The sequence below is a fragment of the Hallella bergensis DSM 17361 genome (assembly GCF_000160535.1).
Lineage (GTDB): Bacteria > Bacteroidota > Bacteroidia > Bacteroidales > Bacteroidaceae > Prevotella > Prevotella bergensis.
On the sequence record NZ_GG704781.1, the window covers coordinates 464,070 to 475,958 of the forward strand.

General features: G+C 42.7%; 10 protein-coding genes. 1 reads left to right on the forward strand and 9 read right to left on the reverse strand.

The features are described 5' to 3' along the window. Positions 1-92: 92 nt before the first annotated feature. The 8 genes from HMPREF0645_RS05920 to HMPREF0645_RS05960 all read right to left on the reverse strand — a co-directional run bounded on the left by HMPREF0645_RS05920 (position 93) and on the right by HMPREF0645_RS05960 (position 10,163). Complete coding sequence (locus tag HMPREF0645_RS05920) at positions 93-2,243, reverse strand: alpha-amylase family glycosyl hydrolase (protein WP_007174005.1); 2,151 nt, start codon at positions 2,241-2,243, stop codon at positions 93-95. A gap of 171 nt (positions 2,244-2,414) precedes the next feature. Further along, positions 2,415-3,302 carry an ACP S-malonyltransferase gene (fabD, locus tag HMPREF0645_RS05925; RefSeq protein WP_007174006.1) on the reverse strand — a complete coding sequence of 296 codons (888 nt, stop codon included), beginning with the start codon at positions 3,300-3,302 and terminating at the stop codon, positions 2,415-2,417. Positions 3,303-3,508: 206 nt separating this feature from the next. Then, positions 3,509-4,105: a 50S ribosomal protein L9 gene (gene rplI, locus HMPREF0645_RS05930; protein WP_007174007.1), complete on the reverse strand. Its 597-nt coding sequence runs from the start codon at positions 4,103-4,105 to the stop codon at positions 3,509-3,511. Positions 4,106-4,120: 15 nt separating this feature from the next. After that, entirely contained in the window at positions 4,121-4,393 is a 273-nt protein-coding gene (gene rpsR / locus HMPREF0645_RS05935; RefSeq protein ID WP_007174008.1) for a 30S ribosomal protein S18, read from the reverse strand. 2 nt (positions 4,394-4,395) lie between these two features. Next, entirely contained in the window at positions 4,396-4,740 is a 345-nt protein-coding gene (gene rpsF / locus HMPREF0645_RS05940) for a 30S ribosomal protein S6 (RefSeq protein ID WP_007174009.1), read from the reverse strand. 793 nt (positions 4,741-5,533) lie between these two features. Next, on the reverse strand, positions 5,534-6,232 hold the full coding sequence (gene rprY / locus HMPREF0645_RS05950; protein WP_007174011.1) for a response regulator transcription factor RprY: 699 nt from the start codon (positions 6,230-6,232) through the stop codon (positions 5,534-5,536). 28 nt (positions 6,233-6,260) lie between these two features. Further along, the gene (locus HMPREF0645_RS05955) at positions 6,261-7,823 is read right to left on the reverse strand and encodes a sensor histidine kinase (RefSeq protein WP_007174012.1); all 1,563 of its coding nucleotides are present in this window, start codon (positions 7,821-7,823) and stop codon (positions 6,261-6,263) included. A 177-nt stretch (positions 7,824-8,000) separates the two neighbouring features. After that, a complete protein-coding gene (locus tag HMPREF0645_RS05960; protein ID WP_007174013.1) occupies positions 8,001-10,163 on the reverse strand; it encodes an elongation factor G in 2,163 nt (720 codons plus the stop codon). 170 nt (positions 10,164-10,333) lie between these two features. Between HMPREF0645_RS05960 and hemW the strand changes: the two genes are divergently transcribed. Further along, positions 10,334-11,431, forward strand: a complete 1,098-nt coding sequence (gene hemW, locus HMPREF0645_RS05965) for a radical SAM family heme chaperone HemW (protein ID WP_044123335.1) — start codon at positions 10,334-10,336, stop codon at positions 11,429-11,431. Positions 11,432-11,474: 43 nt separating this feature from the next. On the opposite strand, the gene HMPREF0645_RS05970 is transcribed toward hemW, so the two are convergent. After that, complete coding sequence (locus HMPREF0645_RS05970) at positions 11,475-11,831, reverse strand: hypothetical protein (RefSeq protein WP_007174015.1); 357 nt, start codon at positions 11,829-11,831, stop codon at positions 11,475-11,477. Between the last annotated feature and the right edge of the window lie 58 nt (positions 11,832-11,889).

Genomic DNA, 11,889 nt, shown 5'->3' on the forward strand with positions numbered 1-11,889 from the left:
TTAAAAAATCCCCCCGTCGAACTTCAAAGTTTACGGGGGGATTTAATTTGCCTTGACCTTATCAAATAAAACTTTGAGCTAATCAAGTTGTACTATGGTATAACTTTAAACCTTATCCTGTAAGTCAATTTCTCCTGATTCCAGTTTGTACCCAGCAATTCAAATCGACCAATCTGTGATGTAGAACGAACATGCTTGCCAATGCACGGGCACAGGTCAAAGTCTCCTATTCGTACAAGCTGAATGGTCTGGGAGCAATTTTCAGGCAACCTATCAGGGTCAAATTCTTCCGGCAGGTTGTCTTTGTCAAAGTATTCATAGGTTACCGGTAGGTCAGCCTTAATTAGCTCGTTCATTTGCTCTTCAATTTCTTTTTCCTGCTTTCTGTCCGGTTTACGATCAAGAACAAAACTCATCTTGCTCTTTTTGCGTTCAATATGTGCTTCACATGAACGTTCACATCCAAACATTCTACCCATAAGCTGATTGAGCAAGTGTTCAGCTGTGTGAGCTGGTGGAAACTCTTCCTTGTTATGGTCGTTCAATATATATTTATTGTCTTTCATCTTCGTATTGAATTTATAAACCCTACCACTATGTGGCAGTAAATCCATGTTGATCGTTCCGTCTATTTCAAGTTTGACGGGCATCGTTTCACCCGTAAGCAGGTCTGTAGCAGAAAACTCTCCTTCGGGAATGCCAAGGATATTAAAGGCATGCTCCGGAATCACCACTCCTACGTATACTCTCTCATGGAAGAAGTTGGCCACAACTAACAAAACTTCGTCTTCATACTTGCGCAAGAACGCATATTGGTATCTTGGATTGAACTTCCAGGTTTGCGGATTAACATACATCAGGTCAAAAAAATCCCCTTCGTATACAGCTTTCTCTCTATTTGCGATACGCAAAATCTGCTGGTATTTCAGCTGCAAGGCTTTTTCATCTCCACTAATTCTGCGCCTGTCAAAATATCCTCGATATAGTTTATCAAGGTACCAATAGTCGAAGATGGTCGTCCGGCCATCTTTTCCCGAGAAGCCTTCCGTGTCCATCCCGGGTTCTCCAAACTCCTGACCGGAATATATCATAACAGGATTCTTTAACATCAACGCAGACACTATCATACCGGGAATTGCCTTCCAAGCGTCATTGCAGAATTCATTGCTGGCTATACGTTGCTCGTCGTGATTCTCTAAGAAATACAACATTTTCTCCTTAATGTCGTCTACGCTTTGCCAATAATAGGTGATGCTGCTGGCAGGTCGTCGGCCGCAAATAATATCCCTGATACAGTCGTACATACCTACTTTGTCGTACAGATAGTTAAAACCAACTTTAATATAGGTTCTATAAAGTGCTGTGTCATAGACTTCTCCTATAAAGTTAATATGAGGATAGCGAGCTTGTACTATTCGGATGGCATGCAACCAAAACTGCGGGGGAACCATCTCGGCCATATCGCATCGAAAACCATCGACTCCCTTTGAAGCCCAGAACAGCAGGATATCTGTCATCTTGCTCCATGTAGATGGGATCGGATCAAAATGTTCACTCCGTCCTCCCATGTTGCAATAGTCTACACCGTAATTTAGTTTCACCGTCTCGTACCAGTCGTTAATTCCTGGTGTGTTGTCAAAACGGTCGTTTCCTGTACACTTGGCTGGCAGTTCCTCATAAGGAGAAATATCTCCTTTACACTTTACGGGACTGATAAAATTAAGTCCGGGACAATAATAGAAATTGTTTTGCGGAGAGAAATGTTTATTCACATCATCGCCCTCGCCCAGATCCTCCACATCTTTAGGTCGACAAATAGACTTATATTGCCGAGCCACATGATTGGGAACAAAGTCTATGATGACTTTCATGCCCAGCCTGTGAGTTCGGTCAACAAGTTGCTCGAACTCCTCCATCCGCTTTTCAACATCGGTTGCAAGGTCCGGGTCGATATCGTAATAGTCGGTGATTGCATAGGGCGAACCTGCCAGACCCTTTACGATGGAGGGATGCTGGCGGGGAATACCATACTTGGTATAATCAGTCGTTGTTGCATGTCGTATCACACCGGTAAACCATATATGGGTGAAGCCCATGTCGTGGATACGGCGAAGTCTGGTCATATCCAGGTCGGCCATCTTCCCCACTCCGTTTTCTTCGAGCGTGCCATTAGGTTTTCGTGTGGAGTTTTTATTGCCAAAAAGTCGGGGGAAAACTTGATATATTATAATTTTCTGGTTCATCAATGATCAACTCACGAGATACTTGTGTTAATTTAAAGTGGGTGGCGTAAACTTTACGTCACCCAGAATTTTTCAATTCATTGTCCGCAGAAACTAATAGAATCTACCTTAAAATGAGGAGAGACTGCTTCGGTTTCTACCAAAACAATCTCTGAAAACTCAATGATGTATTCAATCAATACCGTGAGCACTAACTTCTTTACTGATACGTGCAATCATACCCTGCAAAGCTTTGCCCGGACCGCACTCTGTAAAATCATCGGCACCGTCGGCGATCATATTTTGGACACTTGAAGTCCAACGTACAGAACTTGTGAGTTGCGCAATTAAATTTCGTTTGATCTCTTCTGCGTCTGTATGTGGTTTTCCATCCACATTCTGGTATACAGGACATTTAGGTGTTGCAAAAGTCGTTTCCTCGATAGCCTTCTGAAGTTTATCCTTAGCCATCTGCATCAGGGGTGAGTGAAATGCTCCACCAACCTTCAGGGGTAAAGCACGTTTGGCTCCGGCAGCTTTCAATTTTTCACAAGCCTCTGAAATGCCTTCCTTATCGCCAGAAATAACGAGTTGTCCCGGACAGTTGTAGTTTGCTGCTACAACCACCTTGCCCTCATTGCTTATTGACGAACATACCTCCTCTACTTTTTCATCCGGCAAACCAATGATAGCTGCCATTGTTCCAGGATTGGCTTCACAAGCCTCTTGCATGGCATTCGCACGTGCAGCAACCAAACGGAGTCCGTCTTCAAAACTCAGTGCGCCGGCTACGACAAGAGCTGAGAACTCTCCAAGAGAGTGTCCGGCCATCATTGCCACATGCGAATGATCGCCCATGCATAGTGCAGAAATAACACTGTGCAGAAATACGGCAGGTTGCGTAACCCGAGTCTCCTTGAGTTGGTCATCTGTGCCTGCAAACATAATATCGGTTATCTTAAAGCCAAGAATCTCATCTGCCTTGTCAAATAGTTTTTTAGCTAATGGATTGTTGTCATAGAGCTCTTTGCCCATTCCTACATATTGAGAACCTTGTCCGGGAAATACAAATGCTTTCATTTATTTATAATTTAAGATTGAAATTGTTATGCAAAGATACAAAAAAATAAAGATGAGACAAAAGTACACATTAAAATATATGGAATGATTACACAATTTGTACGATTATTTTAGTCATCATGAAAAATCCCTTCCATCACATGGATGAAAGGGATTTTATTTCGAGATGCCTCAGAGCATCATAATATACAAATCTTTGTATAAGATTATTCTGCCGCAGGTGTCTCTGCTTCTGCTTCAGGAGCTTTCTCCTCAGTTTCGGTGGGAGTTTCGTCCTTTGCTTCTGCAGAACTTTCTGTCTTCACAGCTTCGGATGCCTTAGCTTTTTTCTTTTCCTCTGCAGGAGTTGCTTCTGCGGGGGCGTTCTCTGCAACAACCTTTACCGGAATCTTCACCTCAACATCCTTGTGGAAGTGGGCAACAGCCTCGTATTCGCCAACCTTGCGAGCTTCGCGCATGGTGATAATCTTGCGATCTATCTCAATGCCTTTCTTAGAAAGTTCGTCAGCTACAGTAGCTGCATTGACAGAACCATAAAGCTGACCACCTGAAGAAACCTTGGCCGAAACCTCTACGACAACGTCTGTAAGAGCCTCAGCACGTTTCTCTGCAGCTTCTTTTTGTGCGGCAAGCTTACTGGCCTGCTGTTTCAAATTCTCTTCGAGAATCTTTTTTGCACTCTTGGAAGCAATGACAGCTTTACCCTTTGGTATGAGATAATTACGGCCATAGCCGTCTTTTACGTTCACGATATCGTTCTTATATCCAAGACCGATAATATCTTCTTTCAGTATTATATCCATTCCTTACCTCCTTTATTACTTCATCATGTCGGTTACGTATGGAAGCAGGGCAATCTGGCGGGCACGCTTAATGGCCTGAGCCACACGGCGCTGGTACTTCAACGAAGTGCCTGTGATACGACGGGGAAGAATCTTTCCCTGCTCATTCAAGAACTTTTTCAAGAATTCTGGATCCTTGTAGTCAATATACTTGATTCCGCTTTTCTTGAAACGACAATACTTCTTCTTCTTGGTATCAATAGAAGGAGCGGTCAAATAACGGATTTCTGATTTTTTCTGCTCTGCCATAATTATGCCTCCACTTTAGATGCCCACTTAGCACGACGCTTCTCTGCATAAGCAGCTGCATACTTTTCGAGCTTCACGGTCATGAAACGAATAACTTTCTCGTCGCGGCGATAGCCGGTTTCGAGCTTGTCTACTACTGATGGCTCTGCCTTGAATTCCAACAGACAATAAAAGCCTGTAGATTTCTTCTCGATAGCATAAGCCATCTTCTTAAGTCCCCAGGCCTCTTCGTTCAGAATCTCAGCACCGTTGTCGGTGAGCAGTTTCTTGAATTTAGCGACCGTTTCCTTCATCTGTTCATCAGACAAAACGGGAGTCAAAATGAAAACGGTTTCGTAATGATTCATACTACTTTTGTAATGAATTAAAATGTTAATTTGCAAAATGCGAGTGCAAAGGTACAAATAATTTTGTTTATAACGCCCTGATTATTATCTTTTTTTTGCTCTTTAACCAATATTGTTCTAAATTTTGCTATTTATCACAAAAAGAATAGTTTCTTCTGCTGAAACCTTGTATATTTGCACCGCTTATGAATAAAGTAAGGCATTTTTTTTATGTAGCAGTTGTTTTGTTTGACAAACATCTGCACTTTTTCGGATTACCCCTTGTATATCTTGGGATAATTCTATTGGTCTTGCTGTATATCTTGGGTATGACAAATCATAATTTACTCTTCCTCCCCACTCTCTTGATATTGGTTGGAATCTTTTGTTATATCCGGGAAGAAAAGCATCAAAACAAGTATTGATCCCTCTCCACCACCTGTTAGCAAGAAAATTGCCACAGGTTTATGCTGTGCTGATTAAGTTTTTTTGCTATCGTTTATCGACCGCAATACGCTAGTACTACGTCCGAGATGCACTTGTATTTCATTCGCAAAGCGGATGTATGTCGGACGAAACACGATGGCATTTGACCATTATTCGCTGGAGAAAGATGTTCTTTCTCATTATGGATAGATGTGGACGGTCTTGTGTTTGCTATGAGTCAATGGAGTTTTCCTTTCATGATTTGTCGATGCATTTTTTTAAGTATATCAAAGAAATTTGCCAGATTTGCTGCTTATGCAACAAACCTGGCAAAACAACTATTTCAATGCTGATGAGCATGCAGCCAAACTATGCTGCAGCCAACGACTTACTCTTCATCCGGCACGATGAGCTTGTAGCCCTGGCCGTGGATGTTGATGATTTCCACTTCTTCGTCTTCCTTCAAATGTTTACGGAGTTTGGTGATATACACGTCCATTGAGCGTGCGTTGAAGTAATTGTCATCAATCCAGATTGTGCGCAGTGCATCGTTGCGTTTCAATATTTCGTTGGCATGTGCGCATAACAGTGACAACAGCTCGTTTTCTTTGGTGGTAAGCTTGGTTTGCTTGTCGCCGATGGTCAGCAACTGCTTCTGAGTGTCAAAATTGTACCGCCCAATTTTGTAATGAGTGCTTTCCTTGTTCTTCTTACCACGTACACGACGCAAAATGGCCTCTACACGCTTCACAAGTTCTTCCATAGAGAATGGCTTGGTGATATAATCGTCAGCACCCTTGTCAAATCCTTCGAGCACGTCTTCTTTCTGTACACGAGCCGTCAGGAAGATGATTGGAATTTGAGAGTTGATCTGTCGAATATCTTGCGCCAAGGAGAAGCCGTCTTTCTTAGGCATCATGACATCAAGCACACACATGTCGAATTTATCTTTTGTAAATTCCTTGTATCCGGCCTCGCCGTCAGGACAAAGTACGGCATTATAGCCCTTTGCAATTAAATACTCGCACAACAATGTGCCTAAGTTCTCATCGTCTTCGCAAAGTAAAATCTTAATCTTTTCGTCCATTGCTTTATATTTTAAAATGAATATTATTCTATTTCTTTATAATTGGTAACTTTATTGTGAATGTTGTTCCACGACCATATTCGCTGTCAGCCTTGATATCGCCATGATGCAGGTCGATAATCTTCTTGACGTATGCAAGTCCAAGCCCAAATCCCTTCACGTCGTGTATGTTGCCTGTATGCACTCGGTAGAACTTTTCAAAAACTTTCTTCAGGTTTTCTTTTTTCATACCTATACCAGTGTCTCTGATCGAAAGGTAGAGATACTGGCTGTCATTCCAGGTTTTCATGTAAATATTGACGGGCTGGTCTGGTTTGCGGTATTTTACGGCATTATCCATGAGATTGAAGATCACATTTTGGAAATGCACATCATCCACGTATGTTTCAGATTCTACAGCCTGTAAATCTACATCAATTCTTCCTCCTGTATGCTCCACTCTTAGTGAGAACGAATTGGCAATAGACTCAACAATCTCATTGAGGTCGAGGTATTTCTTCTTAAATGTTGTTTCCTGGCGGTCGAACATCGACATCTGCAACACTTTCTCCACTAAGAACCTCAGGCGTTTTGTCTCATCGCCGATTACGCTTATAAGATGTCGAGTCATCTTTTCGTTTTTGGCAACTGCTTCGTCGTTAAACATCTGCGCTGCTAAGGATATGCTGGCAATAGGAGTCTTTAGCTCATGAGTCATGTTGTTAATGAAGTCATTCTTGATTGCGCTGTATCGCTTTTGACGGAACACTACGGCAATAGTGAAAATGAAGGTGATGAGCAGAATTAATGTGAATACCACGCTGGGTATCATAAACTTAACGCTTGAGTATATATAGCCGTTGATATCAGGGAAATGAACCTTGACCACCCCCATCTTGGATGAAGGATCGTTGCGGAAAAGCACTTGACTGTAAGTGAATTCCTCACCTTCGTCCGAATAATCTGGGCATCGGTACACCTCTCGTCCGTCTTGTGTGCAAACCGTGAAATGGTAGGGAATGTTGATTCCGTTGTTCATTAACTCTGCCTTGAGGTCTTGGTCGAGTATTTTGAAGTTAACCCGTTCTTTCAGGGGTTTGTCCGAAGCCGAGTACAGTATGTTCATGACCACTTCGTCAAGCAGTGCTTTCTGATAGACATATCTGTTTTTGACGATTTCCTGTAACGACTTGCTGGCTTCTGTATTTGAGTTCTTGTCAGTGATCAATATCATAGCCTTGGGCATGTGCCCAGGCTTGTTGGTCATGGTCTTCAATTCGAAAGATGAGTATACCGTACCATTTTTCCCAGTAAAAGAATACTGATGAGTGTTTTGTACGGTGTCGTTTTTAGACCTGCCCTGACGTGTGCCGGCATACTCCTCTCGGGATGCGCGTCGCTCAGCCTCGTTGACATCTTTCTCGAGATAACGCAGCGTTTCGTTCAGTTCCAAGTTACGTGATGCCTGATAGAGAGCCCGATTTGCACTCTCATCAAACTGTTCCTTCTTCATGTTGGCCATTTCCTTGATATAAATAAGTTGCAGGCCTAACAAGATGACAAAGGATACGCCCATGATAATGGCTATGGTCCAAATGGTTCTCTTTTTCATATTTACAAAGATAAGGTATTTCTTAATAAGTTAACATTTAGGTGTTAATTATTCTCTATGTTTTTGTCAAATTTAACTAAAAGCGCAAAACATAGTTCAATATATGTAATTAAAAACCCCTCCCAATAATGATAATCATATCGGGAGGGATTCGTGGTTTATTGAAAGTATAGTGCTTTAGGCTTCTTCCTCTGCTACTTCCGCATCATGCTCACTGATAAGTTTTTGCTGCAAATCGTTGGGCACAAGTTCATAGCTTGCAAATTTGGTTGTAAAACTGGCTCGTCCACCGGTTAGTGAACTCAGGGAGATGCTGTAGTTGGACAACTCTTTCTGTGGAATCTTGGCTGAAAGTTTCTGGTATCCGGCTTCGGCATCCATACCCATGATGATTGCCCGGCGCCCTTGCAGATCGCTCATCACATCGCCCATATAGTCGCCTGGCACAAACACCTCAAGATCGTAGATGGGTTCCAAGATTTTAGGACCGGCCTCCTTGAACGCCATTGAAAATGCATGGCGTGCAGCAAGCGTAAAGGAGAGCTCGTTGGAGTCTACCGGGTGCATCTTTCCATCGAACACGACCACGCGCACGTCGCGTGCATAACTGCCTGTCAAGGGACCTCGCTCCATACAATCCATAACACCTTTGAGGATGGCAGGCATAAAGCGAAGGTCGATAGCACCACCCACTACAGAATTGATAAACACCAGCTTTCCACCCCATGAAAGTTCTTTTTCTTCCTTGGATTTAATGTTGATCTTAAATTCCTGACCACCGAAGCTATAGCTTGTTGGGTCTGGCATGCCCTCTGCGTATGGTTCAACGATAAGGTGTACTTCGCCAAATTGCCCTGCTCCACCACTCTGCTTCTTGTGTCGGTATTCAGCTTTGGCTTTCTTCGTTATGGTTTCACGGTATGGAATCTTGGGTTCGCCATAGATAACCGACAGCTTTTCATTGTTTTCTAATCGCCATTTCAATGTGCGGAGATGGAATTCTCCCTGCCCGTGAACAATGGTTTGACGCAGTTCCTTACTCTGTTCAACAACCCATGTGGGATCTTCTTGGTGCATCTTGATCAATGCAGCCATTAATTTTTCCATGTCTTGGGCATTCTCAGTTCTGACGGAACGACTGTACTTTGAGTTGGGATATTTGATAAAATTAAAGTGTTGCTCTATATCCTTGCCATTCAAGGTGTTCCCAGTCTTTACATCTTTGAGTTTTACGGTGCAACCGATGTCACCTGCGTTGAGCTGGTCTACGGCAATGCGGTTGGATCCGGCACACACAAATATTTGTCCTATACGTTCTTTAGAACCACGGTCGGCATTGCTGAAATCATCACCGGGTTTGACATTTCCACTCATAACTTTGAAGAATGACACCTCTCCGATATGTGGCTCCATGCTTGTCTTGAAGAAGTATAAACTTGCCGGTGCATTGCAGTCGGCCTCCACTTCTTCTCCTCGAGAGTTGCGCACCTTGGGCATTTCGCTGACAAAAGGCACGACATTCCCCAAGAACTCCATCAATCTCTGAACGCCCATGTCATGAAGAGCATCTACGCAGAATATGGGGTAAATGCTGCATGATACGAGACCTTTTCGGATTCCTTCACGCATTTCATCCTCGGTCAAGGTGTCGCTTTCAAAGAATTTCTCCATCAGGACCTCATCGTTTTCAGCAGCAGCTTCAACTAATGCCTTGTGAAGTTCCATAGCCTTGTCCATTTCCTCAGCAGGAATATCCTCTCTCTTGGGCTCACCTCCATCCGGTCCCCAGGAAAGTTTCTTCATAATCAGTACGTCAATCAAGCTGTGGAAGTTTGGTCCCGTTTCTAAAGGATATTGAATCTGTACACATTTGGAACCATAGATGTCTTTCATAGAAGTTATGATATTCTCAAAATCACACTTCTCTGAATCTAATTGGTTGATTAAGAAAATAACTGGTTTCCTCAGTTTTTCAGCATAGCGGAAGTTGTTTTGCGTGCCAACTTCGGGGCCATATTGTCCATTGATAAGGATAACAGCCTGGTCGGTAACATTTAAAGAAGTGATAGCTCCCCCCACGAAATCGTCGGCTCCAGGACAATCTATAATATTGAGTTTCTTGTTATTCCATTCAACGTGAAAAACAGTTGGGAAGACAGAGTAGCCGTACTCAAGCTCTACGGGGAAGTAATCGCTAACTGTATTTTTGCTTTCCACCGTTCCACGGCGCTTAATGACACCTGCCTCAAAAAGCATACTTTCGGCAAGAGTGGTCTTGCCGCTACCCGCACTGCCAATCAATGCAATGTTTTTAATTTCGTTGGTCTGATATACTCTCATATCAAAAGATTTAAAGTGTTAGTAATAAAAAATTTCGTTAAGGTTAGGAGCGCTGGTCTCCAAATCGATGCTAAAGATAGGCAAAAAAGGAATAGAATCCAAAAGATTGTGTATGAAATATCAAATATTTTAAAACTAATTAGTAATTTTACACTCCCAAAGATTACTTTATGGCCGGACTCTACATTCACATCCCTTTCTGTGCAAGCAGATGTATTTATTGTGGCTTTTATTCTACAACTTATTCCCAACTGCACAATGAATATACCGATGCTTTGTGCAAGGAGATGGATATGCGCCCGGATAGCTCCCTAATTCAAACGATCTACCTTGGAGGTGGCACACCAAGCCAACTTTCCCACGAAAATCTGCTCAAGTTGTTTACACATATCTATGAGGTCTACAATGTAGATCGTGATGCAGAGGTAACCATGGAATGCAATCCGGATGACATCTCTATGGGTATGTTCGATGACTTGCCTGTCAACAGGGTGAGTATGGGCGTACAGAGTTTTTCAGATTCCCGCTTGAAATTTCTTCATCGCAGACATACAGCCTCCGAAGCGGATCGTGCCTTCGGAATGTTACGCGAACAAGGCATTACAAACATCAGTATCGATCTCATGTTTGGCTTCCCTGAAGAAACCTTAAGTGACTGGGAGTCCGATATTGAACACGCCCTGAAACTTGCACCGGAACATATCTCTGCATATGGTTTGATGTATGAAGAGGGCACGCCATTGTATCAGCTGTTGAAGCAAGGCAAAGTCGGGGAAATCAACGAGGAGCTAAGTTTGGCTATGTATGATGCTTTGATAGATAGATTGACAATGGCTGGATATGAACATTATGAGATTAGTAACTTTTGCAAACAGGGATACAGAAGCGAGCATAATTCTGGTTATTGGCGGGGGGTACCATATATAGGTCTTGGCGCCGCAGCACACTCCTACGACATAAACACTCGAAGCTGGAATATAGCTGATATTAAAACCTATATTACAGAAACAATGAAAGGTGTCTTGCCGTGTGAGGTGGAAGTCATAGATGACAATACGCGCTACAATGACATGGTAACCACGGCGCTAAGAACAAAGGAAGGGTTAGATCTAAATAGCCTGACACCAGCGTATAGACAATTCCTCATGGACAATGCCAAACCGTATCTAAAGGACGGGTTGCTGGTTTTGGACGGGCACTATCTGCACCTGACAAGGAGTGGAATTATGTTAAGTAATACCGTTATGAGCGATTTATTATGGGTTTGAAGCCCGCGGATTTAGGCTGTCTTATGAGTAAAATCCATCAGCTTTATTCTTCCAACCCTTTTATGCCTTTTTCCTTGTATATGTTGTAGAAATACTGTTTGATATCCTCGTCTATATCGATAATACTTCTTTTTCCCGTAACATAAGGCTTAATAAAGATTGATAATCCGTAAATCACTACACCCATACCCAAGCCGACAACGAGGTTCAGCATTTCCTTGCTGAAAGGTCCATACTCCATAAACCATACCATAGCGACAATAGGAACCAAGAATAATATCCAATCTCCGGCCGTATTCATTTTTCCAGTTTCCCGTCTTTCCTCTTTCAGTGTGTTGGGTGCACGTTGAATGAGGAGCTGTTGATGCCGCTTCCAATAGTTTTCAAATTCTTTTTCCATAATAAAACAATGTTTTCGGAGTCCAAAGATATGAAAAAAACAGCTAACTTTGCAACTC

Excerpts from the sequence above, each read along its gene's own strand:
- HMPREF0645_RS05920 (WP_007174005.1), bottom strand. The coding sequence starts at position 2,243 with ATGAACCAGAAAATTATAATATATCAAGTTTTCCCCCGACTTTTTGGC.
- fabD (WP_007174006.1), bottom strand. The coding sequence starts at position 3,302 with ATGAAAGCATTTGTATTTCCCGGACAAGGTTCTCAATATGTAGGAATG.
- rplI (WP_007174007.1), bottom strand. The coding sequence starts at position 4,105 with ATGGATATAATACTGAAAGAAGATATTATCGGTCTTGGATATAAGAAC.
- rpsR (WP_007174008.1), bottom strand. The coding sequence starts at position 4,393 with ATGGCAGAGCAGAAAAAATCAGAAATCCGTTATTTGACCGCTCCTTCT.
- rpsF (WP_007174009.1), bottom strand. The coding sequence starts at position 4,740 with ATGAATCATTACGAAACCGTTTTCATTTTGACTCCCGTTTTGTCTGAT.
- rprY (WP_007174011.1), bottom strand. The coding sequence starts at position 6,232 with ATGGACGAAAAGATTAAGATTTTACTTTGCGAAGACGATGAGAACTTA.
- HMPREF0645_RS05955 (WP_007174012.1), bottom strand. The coding sequence starts at position 7,823 with ATGAAAAAGAGAACCATTTGGACCATAGCCATTATCATGGGCGTATCC.
- HMPREF0645_RS05960 (WP_007174013.1), bottom strand. The coding sequence starts at position 10,163 with ATGAGAGTATATCAGACCAACGAAATTAAAAACATTGCATTGATTGGC.
- hemW (WP_044123335.1), top strand. The coding sequence starts at position 10,334 with ATGGCCGGACTCTACATTCACATCCCTTTCTGTGCAAGCAGATGTATT.
- HMPREF0645_RS05970 (WP_007174015.1), bottom strand. The coding sequence starts at position 11,831 with ATGGAAAAAGAATTTGAAAACTATTGGAAGCGGCATCAACAGCTCCTC.